This window comes from Pseudomonas sp. Root562 (genome assembly GCF_001427125.1).
Lineage (GTDB): Bacteria > Pseudomonadota > Gammaproteobacteria > Pseudomonadales > Pseudomonadaceae > Aquipseudomonas.
This window is the reverse complement of the sequence record NZ_LMGK01000025.1, coordinates 503,800-522,689: the sequence shown is the minus strand read 5'-3', so window position 1 is coordinate 522,689 and position 18,890 is coordinate 503,800. Positions and strand designations below refer to the sequence as shown.

The 18,890-nt window shown below is 59.8% G+C and carries 20 protein-coding genes and 2 pseudogenes; 10 read left to right on the top strand and 12 right to left on the bottom strand.

The window, feature by feature from the left end; translation table 11 throughout:
- Positions 1-361: 361 nt before the first annotated feature.
- A pseudogene (locus ASD60_RS29025) lies at positions 362-490 on the top strand (SRPBCC family protein); the annotation flags it as partial.
- Between the two features lie 103 nt (positions 491-593).
- A pseudogene (locus ASD60_RS29020) lies at positions 594-722 on the top strand (SRPBCC family protein); the annotation flags it as partial.
- A gap of 229 nt (positions 723-951) precedes the next feature.
- On the opposite strand, the gene ASD60_RS26010 reads toward ASD60_RS29020, so the two are convergent.
- Both ASD60_RS26010 and ASD60_RS26005 read right to left on the bottom strand, forming a co-directional pair.
- Complete coding sequence (locus ASD60_RS26010) at positions 952-2,346, bottom strand: sensor histidine kinase (RefSeq protein ID WP_056856725.1); 1,395 nt, start codon at positions 2,344-2,346, stop codon at positions 952-954.
- Entirely contained in the window at positions 2,324-3,007 is a 684-nt protein-coding gene (locus tag ASD60_RS26005; protein WP_056856724.1) for a response regulator transcription factor, read from the bottom strand. Before ASD60_RS26005 ends, ASD60_RS26010 begins: the two co-directional genes overlap by 23 nt.
- 267 nt (positions 3,008-3,274) lie before the next feature.
- Between ASD60_RS26005 and ASD60_RS26000 the strand changes: the two genes are divergently transcribed.
- From ASD60_RS26000 to ASD60_RS25990, 3 genes are all read left to right on the top strand, one after another.
- Positions 3,275-4,204, top strand: coding sequence for a hypothetical protein (locus ASD60_RS26000; protein ID WP_056856723.1), 930 nt, complete (start codon positions 3,275-3,277; stop codon positions 4,202-4,204).
- Positions 4,205-4,699: 495 nt separating this feature from the next.
- Positions 4,700-5,104, top strand: a complete 405-nt coding sequence (locus ASD60_RS25995; RefSeq protein WP_003225981.1) for a TraR/DksA family transcriptional regulator — start codon at positions 4,700-4,702, stop codon at positions 5,102-5,104.
- A gap of 227 nt (positions 5,105-5,331) precedes the next feature.
- Positions 5,332-6,954, top strand: a complete 1,623-nt coding sequence (locus ASD60_RS25990) for a methyl-accepting chemotaxis protein (protein WP_442966029.1) — start codon at positions 5,332-5,334, stop codon at positions 6,952-6,954.
- Positions 6,955-7,029: 75 nt separating this feature from the next.
- On the opposite strand, the gene ASD60_RS25985 is transcribed toward ASD60_RS25990, so the two are convergent.
- The 3 genes from ASD60_RS25985 to ASD60_RS29590 all read right to left on the bottom strand — a co-directional run bounded on the left by ASD60_RS25985 (position 7,030) and on the right by ASD60_RS29590 (position 8,035).
- Complete coding sequence (locus ASD60_RS25985) at positions 7,030-7,269, bottom strand: DUF2789 domain-containing protein (protein ID WP_056856721.1); 240 nt, start codon at positions 7,267-7,269, stop codon at positions 7,030-7,032.
- A gap of 137 nt (positions 7,270-7,406) precedes the next feature.
- Positions 7,407-7,637 (bottom strand): hypothetical protein, encoded by a 231-nt coding sequence (locus ASD60_RS25980; RefSeq protein WP_056856720.1) that lies wholly within the window; start codon positions 7,635-7,637, stop codon positions 7,407-7,409.
- A gap of 161 nt (positions 7,638-7,798) precedes the next feature.
- Positions 7,799-8,035 carry a hypothetical protein gene (locus ASD60_RS29590; RefSeq protein WP_082557683.1) on the bottom strand — a complete coding sequence of 79 codons (237 nt, stop codon included), beginning with the start codon at positions 8,033-8,035 and terminating at the stop codon, positions 7,799-7,801.
- Between the two features lie 411 nt (positions 8,036-8,446).
- On the opposite strand from ASD60_RS29590, the gene ASD60_RS25975 reads away from it, so the two are divergent.
- From ASD60_RS25975 to ASD60_RS25960, 4 genes are all read left to right on the top strand, one after another.
- The gene (locus tag ASD60_RS25975; RefSeq protein ID WP_082557673.1) at positions 8,447-8,917 is read left to right on the top strand and encodes a hypothetical protein; all 471 of its coding nucleotides are present in this window, start codon (positions 8,447-8,449) and stop codon (positions 8,915-8,917) included.
- A complete protein-coding gene (locus ASD60_RS25970; protein ID WP_056856718.1) occupies positions 8,917-9,120 on the top strand; it encodes a hypothetical protein in 204 nt (67 codons plus the stop codon). The genes ASD60_RS25975 and ASD60_RS25970 overlap by 1 nt, the downstream gene beginning before the upstream one ends.
- Before the next feature lie 115 nt (positions 9,121-9,235).
- Positions 9,236-10,252, top strand: coding sequence for an ABC transporter substrate-binding protein (locus ASD60_RS25965; protein WP_056856717.1), 1,017 nt, complete (start codon positions 9,236-9,238; stop codon positions 10,250-10,252).
- 226 nt (positions 10,253-10,478) lie between these two features.
- Positions 10,479-10,916, top strand: coding sequence for a DUF3995 domain-containing protein (locus tag ASD60_RS25960; protein WP_056856716.1), 438 nt, complete (start codon positions 10,479-10,481; stop codon positions 10,914-10,916).
- Positions 10,917-10,939: 23 nt separating this feature from the next.
- Here ASD60_RS25960 and ASD60_RS25955 read toward each other — a convergent pair whose 3' ends face one another.
- The 7 genes from ASD60_RS25955 to ASD60_RS25925 form a co-directional block, all read right to left on the bottom strand.
- Positions 10,940-11,299 (bottom strand): Na+/H+ antiporter subunit G, encoded by a 360-nt coding sequence (locus ASD60_RS25955; protein ID WP_056856715.1) that lies wholly within the window; start codon positions 11,297-11,299, stop codon positions 10,940-10,942.
- Positions 11,296-11,574: a K+/H+ antiporter subunit F gene (locus ASD60_RS25950; protein WP_056856714.1), complete on the bottom strand. Its 279-nt coding sequence runs from the start codon at positions 11,572-11,574 to the stop codon at positions 11,296-11,298. The genes ASD60_RS25955 and ASD60_RS25950 overlap by 4 nt, the downstream gene beginning before the upstream one ends.
- Positions 11,571-12,059: a Na+/H+ antiporter subunit E gene (locus tag ASD60_RS25945; RefSeq protein ID WP_056856713.1), complete on the bottom strand. Its 489-nt coding sequence runs from the start codon at positions 12,057-12,059 to the stop codon at positions 11,571-11,573. Before ASD60_RS25945 ends, ASD60_RS25950 begins: the two co-directional genes overlap by 4 nt.
- The gene (locus tag ASD60_RS25940) at positions 12,056-13,741 is read right to left on the bottom strand and encodes a monovalent cation/H+ antiporter subunit D (RefSeq protein WP_056856712.1); all 1,686 of its coding nucleotides are present in this window, start codon (positions 13,739-13,741) and stop codon (positions 12,056-12,058) included. The genes ASD60_RS25945 and ASD60_RS25940 overlap by 4 nt, the downstream gene beginning before the upstream one ends.
- Complete coding sequence (locus ASD60_RS25935; protein ID WP_007986256.1) at positions 13,738-14,082, bottom strand: Na+/H+ antiporter subunit C; 345 nt, start codon at positions 14,080-14,082, stop codon at positions 13,738-13,740. The genes ASD60_RS25940 and ASD60_RS25935 overlap by 4 nt, the downstream gene beginning before the upstream one ends.
- Complete coding sequence (locus ASD60_RS25930) at positions 14,082-17,000, bottom strand: monovalent cation/H+ antiporter subunit A (RefSeq protein ID WP_056856711.1); 2,919 nt, start codon at positions 16,998-17,000, stop codon at positions 14,082-14,084. The genes ASD60_RS25935 and ASD60_RS25930 overlap by 1 nt, the downstream gene beginning before the upstream one ends.
- A gap of 243 nt (positions 17,001-17,243) precedes the next feature.
- Complete coding sequence (locus ASD60_RS25925) at positions 17,244-18,251, bottom strand: DMT family transporter (RefSeq protein ID WP_177336613.1); 1,008 nt, start codon at positions 18,249-18,251, stop codon at positions 17,244-17,246.
- Between the two features lie 15 nt (positions 18,252-18,266).
- On the opposite strand from ASD60_RS25925, the gene ASD60_RS25920 reads away from it, so the two are divergent.
- Positions 18,267-18,830: a helix-turn-helix domain-containing protein gene (locus tag ASD60_RS25920; protein ID WP_056856709.1), complete on the top strand. Its 564-nt coding sequence runs from the start codon at positions 18,267-18,269 to the stop codon at positions 18,828-18,830.
- Positions 18,831-18,890: the final 60 nt, after the last annotated feature.

The window sequence follows — 18,890 nt, the reverse complement described above, 5'->3', positions numbered from 1 at the left end:
GGAGCGTCCCAGGCTGCATTCCCACGCAGAGCGTGGGAACGATCAGGGCGCGCGGGTGACCTGGTCTGGTCGCTTCGAACCGGTGGGTGTGAGTGATGAGGAAGTGGTGGTGCTGTTCACCGGGATTTATCAGGGAGGGCTTGAGGCCCTGCGGGCCAATTACCCGGCTTGACTCGTCGATCGTTCCCACGCTCTGCGTGGGAATGCTTCAAGGGACGCCTGCGGGCCAATTACCCGGCTTGACTCGTCGATCGTTCCCACGCTCTGCGTGGGAATGCTTCAAGGGACGCTCCGCGTTCCAGCTTCCGAAAGGGACGCGGAGCGTCCCAGGCTGYATTCCCACGCRGAGCGTGGGAACGATCAGGGCGCGCGGGTGACCTGGTCTGGTCGCTTCGAACCGGTGGGTGTGAGTGATGAGGARGTGGTGGCGCTGTTCACCGGGATTTATCAGGGCGGGCTTGAGGCCCTGCGGGCCAATTACCGGGCTTGACTCGTCGATCGTTCCCACGCTCTGCGTGGGAATGCTTCAAGGGACGCTCCGCGTTCCAGCTTCCGAAAGGGACGCGGAGCGTCCCAGGCTGCATTCCCACGCNCAGGGCGCGCGGGTGACCTGGTCTGGTCGCTTCGAACCGGTGGGTGTGAGTGATGAGGAGGTGGTGGCGCTGTTCACCGGGATTTATCAGGGAGGGCTTGAGGCCCTGCGAGCCAATTACCCGGCTTGACTCGTCGATCGTTCCCACGCTCTGCGTGGGAATGCTTCAAGGGACGCTCCGCGTTCCAGGCTTCCGAAAGGGCCGCGGAGCGTCCCAGGCTGCATTCCCACGCGGAGCGTGGGAACGATCATGAGGGTGCATTGCCACGCGGAGCGTGGGAACGATCATGTGGCTGTATTGCCAAGCGGAGCGTGGGAACGATCATGTGGCTGTATTGCCAAGCGGAGCGTGGGAACGATCATGAGGGGGTAATCAAACTCTCCCGACAATCGAGCACCAGCCGCGCTCCACCCAGTTCACTGTTACCCACCTCCAGCGCAAACCCATGCAGGCTTGCGATGGCTGCGACGATCGACAGGCCCAGGCCGAAACCGCTTTTCAGATTGCCCGCTTCGGCGCGATAAAAACGCTGGAACACGGCTTCGCGTTCGGCTTCGGGAATGCCCGGCCCGGAATCGAGCACTTCGATGCGGGTATGTCCGTCATGATTGATCCCGCGCAAAATCACCTGGCCGCCGGGCGGGGTGAATTTGATCGAGTTGCTCAACAGGTTGGCCAGCGCTTCGAACAGCAAGGCGCGGTCGCCATTGAGTGGCGGCAACGATTCAGGCAGTTGCAGCTCGAACGTCAGGCCGTCGTCCTCTGCCAAGGGCAGATAAAACTCATGCAACTCTCGCAACAACGACACCGGGTCCAGTTGCACGAAGCCGGAGCGGCGCTGGCGATCCTCCAGTTCGGAAATCCGCAGCAGGCCACGAAACCGCGCCATCAGCGTGTCGGCTTCGCCCAGCACCAGATCCAGTTGCGCCGCTTGCGGCGTACCTTCACCGGCTTGTTGTTGCATGCGGTAAAGCTGCGCGCGCAAGCGCGTAAGTGGCGTGCGCAGGTCATGGGCGATATTGTCGCACACGCCTTTGACCTCATGCATCAGGCGCTCGATGCGTTCGAGCATGGCGTTGACGATGGCCGCAAGCATGTCCAGTTCATCCCGGCGATTGGACAGCGGCAAGCGTCGGGTGAGGTCGCCGGCGACGATGGCTTCGGCGCTGGCCTGAATCGCGCGGATCCGCCGAAGCGGGCGGCGACGCAACAAATGCCAACCGACGATGCCCGGCAGGATGGTCAGGGTCACACCCCAGAACAGCGCGTGCAGAATGATCCGGGTGACGGCAAACAGCGAACCGTTGTCACGCACCAGCACCAGCAACAGGCCGTCGCGGGTCTGGGTCGCCACGGCATCGCAGCTGTCATTGGGCAGCGTCGGGTCGTCGGAGTCGGCGCAATCGCTGAGCATGTGGATCTTGCCGTCCAGCGGCAGGCCACGGGGGATGTGGTCCAGGGCGCCGCTCAGATATCGGTGCTGCTGATCGAACAGGCCATAACCGTCGATGCCGCGGATATCGAAGGTCATGCTGACGGCGAGCGCGTCCACCAGTTGTTCGCCCTGGAATCGCGAAAACAGATGCTGACGCTGCATCAGCGAATGCTTGGCCAGGTTGTCGAGGTAGGCGGATACCTCGAAGTACATGACGCCCATGAGAATGCCGCTCCAGACCACGAACAGCGCACTGTAGAGCGCGAGCAAGCGACTGCTGGAAGAGCGCCAGCCTTTAGACGGGTTCGGCAATGACATAACCCGAGCCTCGCACGGTTCGAATCAAGGGGACATTGCCAGGTGGGTCGATCTTTTTGCGCAAGCGGCCAATGTGTACGTCGATCAGGTTGGTGCCGGGGTCGAAGTGATAACCCCAGACTTCTTCGAAAATCATCATCCGCGACAGGATCTGCCCAGTGTTGCGCATGAGGAATTCCAGCAGTTTGTATTCGGTGGGCAACAGCGTGAGCAATTGCCCGTCGCGGCTGGCTTCGTGGCTGATCAGGTTCAGTTCCAGATCCGCTACCCGTAACGTGGTGGCCTGGGCGGTGCCGGTGTTCTGCCGACGCAGCAGGACTTCGACCCGGGCAGCCATCTCATCGGTGGCGAAGGGTTTGGTCAGGTAGTCATCGCCGCCGGCGCGCAAACCGCGCACGCGCTCATCGACGTCGGAAAGGGCGCTGATCATCAGGATCGGTGTGGCCACACCCATGGATCGTAGCGTGGTCACAATCGCCAGGCCGTCGAGTTCGGGCAGCATGCGGTCGAGGGTGATCAGGTCATAGTTGCCGCTGACCGCTCGTTCAAGCCCTTCACGGCCGTTGTCGACCCAGTCGACGTCGAGGCCGTGGCTGCTCAATTCAGCGACGATTTCACGGGCGGTCACGGCGTCGTCTTCAATGGTCAAGATGCGGGTCATGGGGCTGGCCTGATGAAATGTTCACAACGTTGTGCAGCATTTTGCCAAGAAATGATCGCAGGCTTTCTAAATAAAAGTTCATGGACGCTTCAATGCATAAAACCCGCTGAGTCTGCCCCTTCGTTGCATATTGCAAGAAGCTGCGAAGTTCAAACTTTTTATCACGTTGAAAAATAAGGATTTATTCCAGGTGCGCGGCTGGCACGGTGTCTGCAATTGCTATTTCGAGAGTTGTAACACCATTTTTCTGCCTGGAGCGACAAAACAATGAATAGATCCTCTGATGGTTTCTATCCTGCCGTAGATGAGGCGAGCACGCTTTCGGGTGTGTCATGGGGGGCGATTTTCGCCGGGGCCGCCGCTGCCGCGGCGTTGTCGCTGATCCTCGTGCTGCTCGGTTTTGGCCTCGGGTTCTCCGCGGTTTCGCCGTGGGCCAATGAAGGTGTGAGCGCCAAGACCCTTGGCGTTTCGACGATTGTCTGGTTGGCCTTCACGCAAATCGTGGCGTCAGGGCTCGGTGGGTACATCGCCGGTCGGCTGCGGGTGAAGTGGGCCTTCATGCACACCGATGAAGTTTACTTCCGCGATACTGCCCACGGTTTTCTGGCCTGGTGCGTGGCGACGCTGGTGACTGCAACGCTGGTGGCCGGTTCGGTCAGCAGTGTGGTCAGTGGTGGCGTGCAAGCCGGGGCGCAAGTCGTCGGTGGCGCCGCCAGTGCTGCCACGCAAGCGGCGGGCACGGCGGCTGCCAACACCAACAGTGATCAATACGGTTATTACATCGACAGTCTGTTTCGCGATGATCGTCCGGCTGCCGTCAGTGATGATGCCGCCCGTGGCACCGTGACCCGCATCTTCGTGCGCTCCTTGAGCGACGGGCAACTGTCTGCCGAAGACCGTACCTACCTGGCGCAATTGGTCGCACAGCGGACCAACCTGACTCAGGCCGACGCGGAGCGTCGTGTCGATGAAGTCTACGCCCGCACGCAAAAAGCGGTGGCCGATGCCAAGCAGGCCGCGCAAGAGGCGGCAGACACCGCTGCCAAGGTCGCGGCCTGGAGCACTCTTTGGATGTTTGTCGCGCTGTTGGCGGGTGCATTCTTTGCCAGCCTGGCTGCAACGTTCGGTGGTCGTCGCCGGGATGCCGTTGTGTACCTGGAAGCCGACGACTATGTAACCACCACTACGAATCGTTAAATCAGGAGCATCATCATGCGTTCATTACTGCTGTTCTTTCTCGGCGTACCGATCCCGATCATCATCCTGATCGCCTTGTTAATGTAATCCCATCCTTGTCGGTGCTGTACCGCGCCATCGCGAGCCATCTCGCGATGGCGTTCGTTTATGTGGCGATTCAACGCGGACCCGTTCGGGCGCGCACCTTGTCTGCGCTTCAGGGACAGGCAAACGCAGCCGTTTATCTTCTATATACCTGTGCTGGATTGAATTTCTTGCTATAAACGCACTCCGATAGCCACCTCGATGCCTGCCATAGAGCATTTTCGTGGCTTTGTCGGACAAATTCGCTGTCTTTTCAGTTGCTGAGGCCTCGACTCGGCCTTAGACTGCCGCCCCTCGTAAATTGAGTGCCGGGTGGCGCTTGGTATAAACGGCGCCTTTCCGAAGACCTGTACCGGTCTGCCGGAACGCTCCCTAATTCGCCTTAATGCACGTTTTTTTATAGAGATATCAATGACAAAGGACAAGTTGCTGGCCATGCCGGCGGATGACTACATGAACGCCGAGCAACACGCTTTTTTCACTGAGCTGTTGCAGAACATGAAAGTCGAAACCCATGAGCGCATCGAACAGAACCGCATCGCCATTGAAAGCCTGGATACTCCGGCCGATCCGGCTGACGCGGCTTCCGTCGAAGAAGAGCGTACCTGGCTGGTGAACGCGATCGATCGCGACCAGCGCATGCTGCCTCAGTTGGAACAAGCCCTTGAACGCATCAAGGAAGACAGCTTCGGCTGGTGCGACGACAGCGGCGAGGCAATCGGCCTCAAGCGTCTGCTGATCAGTCCGACCACCAAGTACTGCATCGAAGCTCAAGAGCGTCACGAGCAAATCGACAAGCACCAGCGTCAGGCCTGATTCTGCGGGGTAGCCCATTAAATCGGGCTGCCTTTGAAAAGATCGCAGCCTTCTGCAGCGCCTACAGGTTCAAGTGAACCCGAGCAGGCGCTGCAGAAGGCTGCGATCTTGCTTTTCGACGTCTACAGAAATCCCTCACGTCTATTGATCTACTGCAACGTCCACGACTAAAGGCTCATAGATAATGGCCCTATAGTGGCGTTTAATGCGAAGACAACAATTAGAAGATGTTTGGGGTGACAACGATGACGAGAGACGAGTCTCTGGTTGCGGCCGTGCCTGCACCAGTATTTCTGCCGAAAAACCGCTGGTTCGCACCGACCCTGCAAAGCATCGCCCTGATCTTGTTGCTGTGTGGCATGACATTGGCAGGATGGTCGCTTTACCTTGGGCTGCCGTTGGCTGTGCTGATCATCTGGCTGCCTCGCCTGCGTTCACGCGCAACGCCCCAAGCCGCGCCCCTTGATACAGCCAGTGCCATTTCCACGCTGACTCGCGATCTCTCCTACACCACCAGTCACAATGCGCTGTCAGCCGCTGGCGTGGCCTTTTCGGTCAAGCAGTTGGCCGACAAGCTGCAATCGCAACTCGGCGCTGCCGCACAAATCGTCAGTAACGCTGAGGTCATGATCGCTACCGAACAAGCCACGTCGATGCTCAGTCGAGAGGCGTTGAGTGCTGCCAGTGAGGCTCATCAGAGTGGTGCAGCAGGGCGCGCCGAGTTGATCGAGTCGATTGCGCGCATGCATCAGCTCAGCCAGCGCGCCAACAGCAGTCGTGAATTGATCGAAGCCTTGAGCCTGCGCAGCGATGATATCCAGCGCGTTACCCTGGTGATTCAGTCCATCGCCAGCCAGACCAACCTGCTGGCGTTGAACGCTGCAATCGAAGCGGCAAGGGCTGGAGAGCACGGCCGTGGTTTCGCGGTGGTCGCCGACGAGGTGCGCGGGCTCGCTGCGCGAACAGCAGCGGCGACTGGAGAGGTCGGCGAAATGGTGGCCGATATCCGGCAACGCACCGCCCAGGTGGTGGAACAGATCCGTCAGCTGTCCAGCGACCTGGACAGCGGTGTCGAGCAGGTCGAGCACACCGGTCAGCAACTGGAAAACATCGCCCGCCTGGCCGCCAGCGTCGAGAATCAGGTTGGGGAAATCGCCCGCGGCGCCGACACCAATCGCGAGCAACTCGATAGCTTGTTTCACGCCATTGAACAGATGCGCAGCGACCTGGCGATCAGCGACCAGCAGACCCGGCGCCTCGCCGAGGCCGCGGTACAGATGGAAGGCCAGGCCGAAACCATCAGCGAACGCCTGGCTGAAGTGGGTCTGGATGACTATCACCAGCGCATCTATGACCTGGCCCGGGAGGGTGCCAGCCAGATTGCCGCGCGTTTCGAAGCGGACATTGATGCAGGCCGGATAAGCGTCGATGACCTGTTCGATCGAAATTATCAGGCGATCCCCAACACCAGTCCGGCGAAATTCCAGACTCGTTTCGACCGCTACACCGATCAGGTCTTGCCAAGTATTCAGGAACCGTTGTTGCCGCGTCATGAAGGACTGGTGTTCGCCATCGCCTGCACTCAGCAGGGCTACGTGCCGACCCACAACGCGGTTTTCAGCCAGCCACTGACAGGCGATGCCGAGGTCGATACCCTGCACAACCGAACCAAACGCAAATTTGCTGACCGCACGGGGATCCGCTGTGGCAGCCATCAGCAACCAGTGTTGCTACAAACCTACACCCGTGACACCGGTGAGCTGATGCATGACCTGTCAGTGCCGATCATGCTCAAGGGGCGGCATTGGGGTGGTTTGCGCCTGGGTTACAGGCCGGAAAAACCGCGCTAGTGCAAGCGCAGGCGTGCAAGGCTGCCTGGTTGGCACAGTAGAAAGCCGAGCCCGTGGCAGCCAGCACCCATGCCGCTAGTGAACCTGGTGCATGCGCAGGTTGAGGTCGTCGACCACCCGCGCCCAGTCGGCGTCTTCGCGCAGTTGTTCTTTGAGGAAACTGGCCTGCTGCGGTGTCCAGAACTCGGCATCAATGAGCTTCTTGTCATCGGGCAGCGGCGAATGGCTGGCAATGAAATCGTCGATAGCTTTCTGGGTGGAGTCCAGGCCGAGCTGGTCGAACAAACCTTTCAAGTCGTGGGTCGGTGATTCCATCTTCATCTCCTTGCTGATAATCGGTCGCGTACGAGCACTGAGCTTCGGCTCCATTAACTCTGAGCAAGCCGCGCTCCAGTAAGTTCGAAAGCGATGTTCAAACGCAGCAATGAGCATAGACGGCATAAAACCGGCTATCAGGCTTTCAATGCACCGGCGTCGACGGCAGCCTTCAGTTCCCGAGCGGACTCCTGCGCAGCGATGGCGGCGACTTCAGGGGTTTTGAACCAGCGATCTTTTTCGACCTGGTGATAGGTCACGGCTTTTTGCGGTGGCTTGGCACGCATGACAATCACTGCCTGAAACTCGCCCTCAACTTCTCTGGCTTCGCCCCGGATAAAAAACTCACCGATATCAAATTCCGTCACGTAGCAGCCTTCCCTTGGAAATATATTGTTATGTTCAACGTCGTCCTCTTTGGCGGGACGCGTTTAATGGGTTCGGCAGTATGGCAGCAGTTGCGGGCCGGCGGCTGAGTTAAGTCGCCGGCACGACGAAACGTTTGAAGGCTGCGGTGCGGCAAAGGGAGTCAAGTGGGCGTCTCAAGCGCGCGGGCGAGGGCGCAAGCTTCGTTATGATCGCCACGGAAACCTCTTACATGCCCCGTGGAAATTTCTTTTATATGGAAGAACGCATTCCCGGCCAGGATCACCTGAAACCTGGGTGCTCGATGAGCATCACAGTGCGGCAACGCCGCCGGATACGGGCTTGAAGAGGTACCGGTGCTGGGAATCTGTGGGTGGGCGAAGTGTGTCAGTGTGCACATATGAAGTCCTTTTCGTTGTTTTGCCGACGTATGTACGTCGTTATGGGTAGTCTCAATGAGCATCGCTGCTCTAGAATCGGCATCACTGGTGGGTGATTGATGGTTATCTAAAGCAATTTTCGGCTGGCGATATGTCAGAAAAGTGCTTTTTTTTAAGAGTTTTTTCCCTGAAGTTGATAGTCCGTATTTCTCTGGCTGTAAGAAAGGCGTTTTCCTTCAACCTTTGACGAATGCCAGGCAAGGCGACACGAGCGATGTTCCAGTAGTCTGCTCAAGTCTCGTGATGGATGAGTCCTCTACTCGTTCAGGCTTTCAACCCGGGTCTTTCGGTTGCATTTTCGGCATTGCCGCCTTTTTCGGCTGTGCGCCTTTTCCGCGTGCGGCATCATTTTTAGATGTGGGGATGTTTCCTTGGCAGTAAGTAATCTTGATATGCATGCGTTGTTCGTTCTGGGTGATTTGCGCGCGAAGCTGGTAAAACTGTTCCAGTCACGTTTCGTCTACATCACCGAACAGAGTGCCGAAGGCATTTATGTGGCCGAGATCGATACCGAATCAGCATTGGTGGTGGACGACAAACCCGGACTCAAGCTCAAGGTCGGCGATCATTTCAGCGCATCGGTGTTGCCCAGCCGTGAAGGCGGCAAGCTGGAAGTCAAGTTTCGCGAAATCAAACTGACGGTCTATGGCCTGGGCGACTATGCCTTTGTCACCACCGCCGATGGTCAGGCCATTCTGTTCAAGGAAGGTCATAGCGTGGTCACGGTGTTTGCCGCCCACCAGCAGTTGCAGGAAGGCCTGACCAAAACCCTCAAAGCGGTAACCGCCAAGGCAGCCAAATGGCGCAAGGGCGAACTGGTGACGTTCAAGGCCAGCGAGTAATGACCCGGAACCGCGCCGACTTTCACCAACAGAACCAGGCTGGCGCACAAGCTGAAGCCTTGCGATTGTTTGAGCACAAAGCTGTGCTGCAGGGCGCCTGGCTGAATTGGGTGGCGTCACAGATCTACGCGCTGCGGCCGGCGGAGTACGCCAGCATGGTCAGAAGAGAACTGGCGCGCTTGCAGGAAACTTCCGAAAATTGATCCATGCCCCTCGAAAGCAGGAACCTCTACTACAGTCAGTTGACTGATTATTCAGAGGCTTTGCGGTCTTCTGCCCCATCCTGCGATTGCTGTGAACAGCGCGAGGTGCAAAAGCATGAAAGGTTTTCGACGGTTGCTGGCTGCGCTCCTGGCCACTTGCGGTTTGATGACATCACCCGTTCCGGTACTGGCCGCTCAGGCGCCTATACATTTCGCCGACCTGAACTGGGAAAGCGGCAGCCTGATTACCGACATTCTGCGGATCATTGTCGAGAAGGGGTATGGACTGCCGACCGACACCTTGCCGGGTACGACCATTACCCTGGAAACCGCCCTGGCCAACAATGACATCCAGGTGATTGGCGAAGAGTGGGCCGGGCGCAGTCCGGTGTGGGTCAAGGCCGAGGCCGAGGGCAAGGTCGCGAGCCTCGGCGATACGGTCAAAGGGGCCACCGAAGGCTGGTGGGTGCCGGAATACGTGATCAAGGGTGATCCGGCCAAGGGCATCAAGCCGATGGCGCCGGACTTGCGCAGTGTCAGCGACCTGCCCAGGTACAAGGACGTGTTCAAGGACCCGGAAACCCCGAACAAGGGGCGCTTCCTCAACAGCCCGATTGGCTGGACGTCGGAAGTGGTCAACAAGCAGAAGCTCAAGGCCTATGGGTTGGACGACAGCTATGTGAACTTCCGCAGCGGTTCGGGGGCGGCGCTGGACGCCGAAATCAGTTCTTCGATTCGCCGGGGCAAACCGGTGCTGTTCTATTACTGGTCACCGACGCCGCTGCTCGGTCGTTTCAAACTGATCCAGCTGGAAGAGCCGCCATTCGACGCCGAAGCCTGGAAGACCCTGACTGACGCCGATAACCCCAATCCGCAACCGACCCGCTCGCTGCCCTCCAAGCTGTCCATTGGCGTGTCCACGCCGTTCCAGAAGCAATACCCGCAGATTGCCGAGTTCTTCGCCAAGGTTGATTTTCCGATCGAACCGTTGAACAAAGCCCTGGCTGAAATGAGCGAAAAACACACAGCGCCGCGTCAGGCGGCCGAGGATTTCATGAAGAAGCATCCCGACGTGTGGAAAGCGTGGGTGCCGAAGGAGGTGGCGGACAAGGTGTCTGCCGAGCTCAAATAAAGTGTGAGTCCGCAACCGCCTTCGCGAACAAGCCCGCTCCCACATTGGTTTCAGGGGACCAGAAATTGCGTCGACCTGGATCTGAAGTGGACGTGGGCTTGTTCGCAAAGCTTTTTGAAAGTTGCGTGTTGCCCCCTCGTTTATCAGCTTGCGTACCAGCGGTCGTGCACATCAAGAAAAGCCGGCTAGGATGATTTGACCAAATCCCTTTCAAGGATCTTCAACCATGACCTTTGCGTTGGCTCAATGGCTGGTGACGATATTTGCGGTGATTGCTCTGGTACACGTTTATTGGGCGTTCGGCGGCGAATGGGCGTCGGTGGCGGCCGTTCCTCAAGTGCCTCAGGAAGGCGGCAAGCCAATGCGCCCGGCCTTCAAGCCGCGAGGCTGGCTCACGCTAATGGTGGCGGCAGCCTTGATGGTGATAGCCCTGTTGGTGTGTTTGCGAGTCGGCTGGTGGTTGCCGCAGGTGCACCATCAAGTGTTGCAGTGGGTCATCAGTGCAGTTGCGCTGTTGCTGTTCGCCCGGGCCATTGGCGATTCGGAGCTGGTGGGTTTTTTCAAGGAGATAAAAGGTTCCAGGTTTGCCCGGTGGGATACCTGGGTTTACTCGCCGTTATGTGTGGTGTTGGGAGGCGGGCTGTTGGCGGTGGCCTGGATCTAAACAGCCAACCTGTAGGCTCGCTCCTATGTGTTTTCCGTACGCCGACTCGAAACCTCGGCCGGCACATCATCCCCAGCCATGCGCTTGCGAAAGAGTGCCGCCCGCGCCAGTAACAATGTCGTGACCGGTACGGTGATCGCCAGCAGGATCGGGATCAGCCAGGCATGCAGCACCGGCGTGGACTTCAACGCCGAAAAGTAGATGATCGAAGCCAAGGCCACGCACCATGCGCCCAACGTCGAAGCCAGGGCCGGCGGATGCATGCGCTGGAAGTAGTCCTTCATGCGCAGTAATCCCGTGGCGCCAATCAGCGCGAACAGGCCGCCGAGCACCAGCAGGATAGCCACCGGAATTTCCACCCAGAGAGACAGTTCTGCGTTCATTCGATCACCTCGCCGCGCAGCAGGAATTTCGCCAGGGCAAACGAGCCGACGAAGCCAAACAGCGCGATCAACAGCGCCGCTTCAAAATACGTGTCACTGGCATAGCGAATGCCCAGGGTCAGCATCATCAGCATCGCGATGATGTACAGATAATCCAGCGCCAGAACCCGATCCTGGGCTGATGGACCTTTGAACAGGCGGATAAGCGTAAGGATCATCGCCACGGAAAACAGGAACAGGCTGAGCAAAATCGCGTTCGACAGCAGGGGACTCATTCGAAGATCTCCATCAGCGGGCGCTCGTAAGTCACCTTGAAGTGTTCAATGAACTGCGCTTCGTCATCCAGATCGAAAACGTGCAGCAACAAAATGCTGCGGTCCAGCGCCAGTTCCGACCAGACTGTGCCGGGCACCACGGTGCAGATCATTGACAGCGCGGCCAGGCCATTGGCATCGCGCAGGTCCAGCGGCACTTTCACGAAGCGTGAGCGGGGCGGACGGCGGCCGGCAGTCAGCACGCCCCAGGCCACGGCCAGGTTGGACACCAGCACATCACGGCCCACCACCAGGAACAGGCGCAGGATCACCCCCGGTCGGCGAATGCGGATCGGCAGCGGGCGCAACTTGCGCATCATCAGTGGCGCACAGACCCCAAGCACGGCGCCCAGCAGCAGGTTGCCGGGGCTCATCGACAGGTTCAGCGCCAGCCACAACAGCCACAGGGCCAGTGACAACCACGGCGCAGGAAACAGACGCTTCATGGTTGAACCTCCAGCAGCGCAGCCCTGGCTTGCGGACCTGGCACCGCGCGGGTGCCGAGCACGGCCATCACGTATTGCTGCGGGTTGTTCAAGGCGTGGGCGGCTGCCTGGGTATAACGCAACAGCGGCTCGGCCTGGAAGGTCAGCGCAATGCTCAACCCCAGCAGGGCGAAAATCGGCACGCACTCCAAGCGCCGCAGCACGGGCGATGGCCGTTCTGCCGGGGTCCAGAAACGCTGGATGCCCAGCCGCGAAAAAGCCAGCAGCGAGGCCAGCCCGGAAAGAATCAGCAATGCCAGCAAACCCCATGCGGCATTCGAGATCGGCGCTCCACTGCCATTGCCCAAACCCATGGGATTGAGCAGGGCGCTGAGCAGGCTCAGTTTACCGATGAACCCGGACAGCGGCGGCATGCCGATGATCAGCAAGGCGCAGGCGATGAAGCTCAGGCCGAGAAATGCCATGGTCCATGGAATCACTTGGCCGACCACGGCTTTGCGGTCGTCGTCGAGGTTGATGCCTTTGGCCGGATGCAGCGATTCCAGCGGCCGCGGCAGCATCTCGTTTTCATCCTCCAGCGGGATTTCGTTGGCCGAGCGCGAACGTTCGATCAACTCGGCCAGCAGGAACAGCGCGCTCAAGGCCAGGGTCGAACTGACCAGATAAAACAATGCCGCGCCAATCAGGTTGGGCTGGGCGAAGCCAATGGCCGACAGCAGAATCCCCGCCGACACCAGAATGCTCAGGCTGGCCATGCGTTCCAGGCGCTGCGCGGCAATGATCGCCACCGCTGCGCAAATGATGGTTGCCATGCCGCCGTAGATCAGCCAGTCACCACCGAAGTACGCCGACGCTCCGGCCTGTCCGGAAAACAGCAGCGTCCACAGGCGCAGCAGGGTATAGATGCCGACCTTGGTCATGATCGCAAACATCGCGGCGACCGGCGCGCTCGCCGATGAATACGCCGGCACCAGCCAGAAGTTCAACGGCCACATGCCGGCCTTGGCCAGGAACGCTACCGCCAGAATCCCCGCGCCGGCATGCAGCAGTCCGCGATCGGCTTGCGGTACCAGCGGGATTTTCAGTGCCAGGTCCGCCATGTTCAGGGTACCGGTGACACCGTAGATCAGCGCTGCACCGATCAGGAACAGGGTCGAGGCCAATAGGTTGATCGAGATGTAATGCAACCCCGAAGACACACGCGCCCGACCCGACCCATGCAGCATCAGGCCATAAGAAGCGGCCAACAGCACCTCGAAGAACACGAACAGGTTGAACAGGTCCGCCGTGAGGAACGCGCCATACAAGCCCATCAACTGAATCTGGAACAGCGCGTGGAAGCTCGAGCCGGCGCTGTCCCAGCGCGCCATGGCGAACAGCAGGGCGCAGACGCCGATGATCCCGGTGAGCACCAGCATCAACGCAGACAGACGATCGACCACCAGCACCAGGCCGAACGGCACTTGCCAGTTACCCGGCAGGTACACGCCGATGGAGCCGGGCACGTCAGTGGTTTGCGTCCATTGCAGCAGCAGAACGGAGATGCCGAGTCCGAGCAGGCTGGAAAACAGATTGATTTTGGCTTTGAGCGGGCGATGTTTCTCGCCGAGCATCAGCATGATCGCGGCGGTCAGCAGCGGTAGCAGGATGGGCGCGGCGATCAGGTGCGTCATTGCATTCATTCTTTAGGCTCCCGGCCATCCACATGGTCGGTGCCGGTCAGGCCCCGGGAGGCCAGCAAAACCACCAGAAACAGCGCGGTCATGGCGAAACTGATGACAATCGCCGTCAGCACCAGCGCTTGCGGCAATGGATCGGTGTAGTGCAGCAGGTCCTGCGGTACGCCGTCCTTGATGATCGGCTCTTTGCCGATGAACAGGCTGCCCATGCTGAAGATGAACAGGTTGACGCCGTAGGACAGCAGGCACAGACCCATGACCACCTGGAACGTCCGTGGACGCAGGATCAACCAGACGCCGGACGCGGCCAGGACGCCGATGGCGATTGCGATGACTTCTTCCATCAGACGGCCTCCTTGATGGCGACGGGTTTCGGCTGGGCCGCGGTTTTGTGACCGCGGACCGATTGGTGCGCCAGCGCTGTGAGGATCAACAGCGTCGAACCGACCACCACCGCATACACGCCAACGTCGAAGAACAGTGCGCTGGCGAGGTGAATATCGCCCAGTAGCGGCAGGTCGAAATGCCAGGTATGCGTGGTCAGGAACGGATAGCCGACCACCATCGCACCGAGACCGGTGAGTGTGGCGAACAGCAGGCCGACGCTCATCCAGCGCAGCGGCCGCAGGCTCATTTGCGCCTCGACCCACTGGGTACCGGCAACCATGTATTGCAGGATGAACGCCACCGACATCACCAGCCCGGCAACAAAGCCGCCGCCCGGTTGGTTGTGCCCACGCATGAACAGGTAGAACGACACCACCAGCGCAATCGGCAGCAACAGGCGCACCAGCACCGCCGGCACCATCATGAAGCCGAGCGCGGTGTCGCTGGCATGACGCGGGTTGACCAGGTCGGTGACCACGTCAGGCGCGAGCAAACGCTGTTGGGCGGGCAATTGCAGGCTTTCTTTCGGTGGGCGGAACCGCCGCAGCAGGGCGAACACCGTCAGCGCCACAGCCGCCAGTACGGTGATTTCGCCGAGGGTATCGAAGCCGCGGAAGTCCACCAGCATGACGTTGACCACGTTGCTGCCGCCACCTTCGGGCAAGGCTCGGCTGAGGTAGAACGAAGAAATGTCGTTGGGTGTCTGGCGCGTCAGCATCGCGTACGACAGCAACGCCATGCCGCCGCCGACCACGATCGACAGCAACAGGTCACGGATACGCCGGATGCGCGCCTTGCGCAGGCTGCTCGGCAGTGGCGAAACCTCTTCGATCCGTCGCGGCAACCAGCGCAGGCCCAGCAGGATCAGCACCGTGGTCACCACTTCGACCACCAGTTGTGTCAGGGCCAGGTCCGGCGCCGAGAACCAGACGAAAGTCACACAGGTCATCAGACCGCAGACACTGACCATGGTCAGGGCCGCAAGCCGGTGATACTTGGCCTGATACGCCGCGCCAAGCGCGCAGGCAATCGCCAGCAACCAGAGGATGACGAATACGATCGAACCCGGAATCTTCGGCCGGTCGCCCCAGCTCAAGCTGCTGTGCAGCATCGGTATCAACCCGGCCAACACGGCGGCCAGCACCATCAGGAACAATTGGGTTTGCAGTCGCTTGGTGCTGATGCGCCGTTCCAGGCGCCGGGCCATGTGCATCTTGAGCACCAGCGTCAGTTCGAACAGGCGCTTGCCGTTCAATCGACCCACCAGCGGCGGATGGCTGAAGCGACCGCGCTTGAGCTGGTTGCGCAACAGCAGGTAGAGCAGCACACCACAGGACATGGCGATCAGGCTCATGATCATCGGCGCGTTCAGGCCATGCCAGATGGCCAAGCTGTACTCCGGCAATTGACCGCCAACCACCGGCTGCGCCGCCGCCGCCAGCAACGGGCCGACCACTTGCGCGGGGAAGATCCCGACCACCAGGCAAGTGAACACTAGCAGCTCGACCGGCGCGCGCATCCAGCGCGGCGGCTCATGCGGGGTGTGGGGCAAATCGGTGGCGGGCGGGCCGAAGAACACATCCACGGTGAAGCGCAGGGAGTAGGCGACGCTGAAGGTCCCGGCGATGGTCGCGACGATCGGCAACGTCGCTTCGACCCAGGCCGTGGCGTTGATGAACACGGTTTCGGCGAAGAACATTTCCTTCGAGAGAAAGCCGTTGAGCAATGGCACGCCGGCCATGGAGGCGCTGGCGACCATGGCCAGGGTTGCGGTAAACGGAATCAGTTTGACCAGGCCGCTGAGTTTACGAATGTCGCGGGTGCCGCTTTCGTGGTCGATGATCCCGGCGGCCATGAACAATGAGGCCTTGAACGTGGCGTGGTTGAGAATGTGGAACACCGCGGCGACGGCGGCCAGCGGGCTGTTCAGGCCGAGCAGCAGGGTGATCAGGCCCAGGTGGCTGATGGTCGAATAGGCCAGCAGACCCTTGAGGTCGTTCTGGAACATCGCGCAGTAGGCACCGAGCAACAGGGTGCAGGCCCCGGCGCCGCTGACGATGTAGAACCATTCTTCACTGCCGGACAGCGAAGGCCAGAGCCGCGCCAGCAGAAACACACCGGCCTTGACCATGGTCGCCGAGTGCAGATAGGCCGACACCGGTGTCGGCGCCGCCATGGCGTGGGGCAGCCAGAAGTGGAAGGGGAACTGCGCACTTTTGCTCAGTGCGCCGATCAGGATCAGGGGGAGCAGGATAGGGTAGAGGGCATGTGCGCGAATCAGCTCGCCGGCGGCCAGGACCTTGTCCAGGTCGTAGCTGCCGACCACATGGCCGAGCAACATGACCCCCGCCAGCAGGCACAATCCGCCGGCGCCGGTGACCATCAACGCCATGTAGGCGCCACGCCGCGCATCGGCGCGGTGGTGCCAGTAGCCGATCAACAGGAACGAAAAGAGGCTGGTCAGCTCCCAGAAAAATACCATCTGGATCAGGTTGCCCGAGATCACCAGCCCCAGCATGGCCCCCATGAACGCCAGGAAAAACGCGAAGAACCGTGGCACCGGATCATCCGGCGACATGTAGTAACGGGCGTACAGCGACACCAGCGCGCCGATGCCCAGCACCAGCATCGAAAACAGCCAGGCAAAACCGTCCATGCGCAGGACGAAATTCAGCCCCAGGCTCGGCAGCCAGAAGAATTCTTCACGGATCACGCCGCCATCGGCGATTTGCGGGTACAGGAGGGCGACCTGGACGGTGCCGATCAGGGCAACCAGGCCAGCCAGCAGCGATTCGGTATTACGCGCATTGTGTGGCAGCACTGCTGCCAGACAGCTGCCCATGAAAGGCAGAAGCAGTAGAACTATCAGGGACATAGGCTTCTAATCTGCGGAAGTTTGTGAAGCATCATACGTGCCAGCTCCCGGATCACCAAACGCCAAGCTGTCGCAGAATCCTACAAGGTAGACGGAAAAAGCCTGTTTCACATGGTTTCAAGCAACAGCTTTGCCGATCGTTCCCACGCTTTGCGTGGGAGTGCCTCAATGGACGCTCCGAGTCCGGCTGTAAAGGGACGCGGAGCGTCCCGGGCTGCATTCCCACGCAAAGCGTGGGAACGATCAATGCTCCGCTTCGCGGTCCAGATCGTCCTCGATTTCAACAGCCGCCTTACCCTTGGTCTTCAACTCACTGACAATCACCGCCGCCACAATCAACCCGGCTCCCAGCAGTGCAATTGCCGGCAAACGTTCCCCGGCAATGCGGCCGACAATCCCGGCCCACACCGGCTCGCCGGCATAAATCAACGTGGCGCGGGTCGGCGAAACGCTCTTCTGTGCCCAGTTCATCGCCACCTGGATCGCCGCACTTGCCGCGCCCAACCCCAAGGCGCTGCACAGCAGTAGCCAGGAGAAGTCCGGAATATGTTCCTGGGTCGGCACCACCATCAGGAACGACAGCAGGGAAGTGACTGCCAGTTGCACTACCGTCACGCGTTTAACATCGACCTGGCCGGCAAAGTTGCTGATCAGAATGATCTCCGCCGCAATGGCAATCGCGCTGATCAATGTGGCAATTTCACCGGGGCTGAAATTCAGCTCAGCGCCGGAAGGCCCCGACAGCAGCATCAATCCGGTAAACGCCAACATGATCCCGATGCTCGGCATCAGCCCCGGTCGACGGCCCAGCACCAGCCATTGCAGCAATGGTACAAAAGGCACGTAAAGCGCAGTAATGAACGCCGACTGGCTGCTGGGAATACTCTGCAAGCCAACGGTCTGCAAGCCGTAACCGAGCATGATTGCCACGCCGATAAAGGCGCCGGCCTTGAGTTCGAACAAAGTAAGTTGTCGCAGGCTGCGCCAGGAGAACAAGGCGACGATGATGGCGGCAGCGGCAAAGCGCAGGCCGACGAAAAACATCGGACCGCTGACGGTCATCGCATGCTGGACCAGCAAAAAGGTCCCGCCCCAGACCATGGTGATCAACACCAGTACGCATTCGGCCTTGCTGAGCCGAAGGAAGCGGGAGGAATTCTGAGAGGTGTTCGCCGACGTCATGATCTTGCGTGCTACCTGAGGGGGACGCACAATGCGCCGGAAGTTGGGCAGTATACTGCGCAACACCATCAAGTGAGCAATATAGTGCACAAAGATTCCACTCAACGGGCTTCGGTCCTCCAGCACGTCAGCCAGAACGTCCGACGTCTGCGTCATGCCGCCGACATGAGCCAGAGTGCTTTGGCGGAAAAGTCCGGTGTCAGCCGCCGCATGCTGGTGGCTATCGAAGCCGGTGAAAAGAACGTCAGCCTGACCACGCTCGACCGTGTGGCCGAGGCGTTGGACGTGGCGTTCAGCGATCTGATCCAGGCGCCCGATGCCCGCGACCATAGCCGCATCAACGAACTGGCCTGGGCCGGTACGATCCCTGGCAGCAAGGCCGTATTGCTGGCCAAGGCCAATGCCACCCGAGAAGTCGAACTGTGGGAATGGCGCCTTGAACCGGGCGAGCATTATCCGTCGGAGCCGGATGCCGATGGCTGGAGCGAGCAGTTCTACGTCTTCGAAGGTTGCCTCACCGTGATGGTGGGCGATGTACCGCACACGATCGCCGCTGGTGAGTTTTTCATGTTCTCCAGTAACCAGCCGCATTCCTATCGCAACGATGGTTCGGTGGCGGTGCGGTTCGTGCGTAACGTGGTGATTTGAGCCAGTCCAGTGGCGTCAGCGAGTTGCTGGTCAAGGCGAATTGCATGATGTCTACTCAGG

What these genes read in the sequence shown, in the direction of transcription:
- ASD60_RS26010 (WP_056856725.1), bottom strand. Translation starts at nt 2,346, where the DNA reads ATGTCATTGCCGAACCCGTCTAAAGGCTGGCGCTCTTCCAGCAGTCGC.
- ASD60_RS26005 (WP_056856724.1), bottom strand. Translation starts at nt 3,007, where the DNA reads ATGACCCGCATCTTGACCATTGAAGACGACGCCGTGACCGCCCGTGAA.
- ASD60_RS26000 (WP_056856723.1), top strand. Translation starts at nt 3,275, where the DNA reads ATGAATAGATCCTCTGATGGTTTCTATCCTGCCGTAGATGAGGCGAGC.
- ASD60_RS25995 (WP_003225981.1), top strand. Translation starts at nt 4,700, where the DNA reads ATGACAAAGGACAAGTTGCTGGCCATGCCGGCGGATGACTACATGAAC.
- ASD60_RS25990 (WP_442966029.1), top strand. Translation starts at nt 5,332, where the DNA reads ATGTTTGGGGTGACAACGATGACGAGAGACGAGTCTCTGGTTGCGGCC.
- ASD60_RS25985 (WP_056856721.1), bottom strand. Translation starts at nt 7,269, where the DNA reads ATGGAATCACCGACCCACGACTTGAAAGGTTTGTTCGACCAGCTCGGC.
- ASD60_RS29590 (WP_082557683.1), bottom strand. Translation starts at nt 8,035, where the DNA reads ATGTGCACACTGACACACTTCGCCCACCCACAGATTCCCAGCACCGGT.
- ASD60_RS25970 (WP_056856718.1), top strand. Translation starts at nt 8,917, where the DNA reads ATGACCCGGAACCGCGCCGACTTTCACCAACAGAACCAGGCTGGCGCA.
- ASD60_RS25965 (WP_056856717.1), top strand. Translation starts at nt 9,236, where the DNA reads ATGAAAGGTTTTCGACGGTTGCTGGCTGCGCTCCTGGCCACTTGCGGT.
- ASD60_RS25960 (WP_056856716.1), top strand. Translation starts at nt 10,479, where the DNA reads ATGACCTTTGCGTTGGCTCAATGGCTGGTGACGATATTTGCGGTGATT.
- ASD60_RS25955 (WP_056856715.1), bottom strand. Translation starts at nt 11,299, where the DNA reads ATGAACGCAGAACTGTCTCTCTGGGTGGAAATTCCGGTGGCTATCCTG.
- ASD60_RS25950 (WP_056856714.1), bottom strand. Translation starts at nt 11,574, where the DNA reads ATGAGTCCCCTGCTGTCGAACGCGATTTTGCTCAGCCTGTTCCTGTTT.
- ASD60_RS25945 (WP_056856713.1), bottom strand. Translation starts at nt 12,059, where the DNA reads ATGAAGCGTCTGTTTCCTGCGCCGTGGTTGTCACTGGCCCTGTGGCTG.
- ASD60_RS25940 (WP_056856712.1), bottom strand. Translation starts at nt 13,741, where the DNA reads ATGAATGCAATGACGCACCTGATCGCCGCGCCCATCCTGCTACCGCTG.
- ASD60_RS25935 (WP_007986256.1), bottom strand. Translation starts at nt 14,082, where the DNA reads ATGGAAGAAGTCATCGCAATCGCCATCGGCGTCCTGGCCGCGTCCGGC.
- ASD60_RS25930 (WP_056856711.1), bottom strand. Translation starts at nt 17,000, where the DNA reads ATGTCCCTGATAGTTCTACTGCTTCTGCCTTTCATGGGCAGCTGTCTG.
- ASD60_RS25925 (WP_177336613.1), bottom strand. Translation starts at nt 18,251, where the DNA reads ATGGTGTTGCGCAGTATACTGCCCAACTTCCGGCGCATTGTGCGTCCC.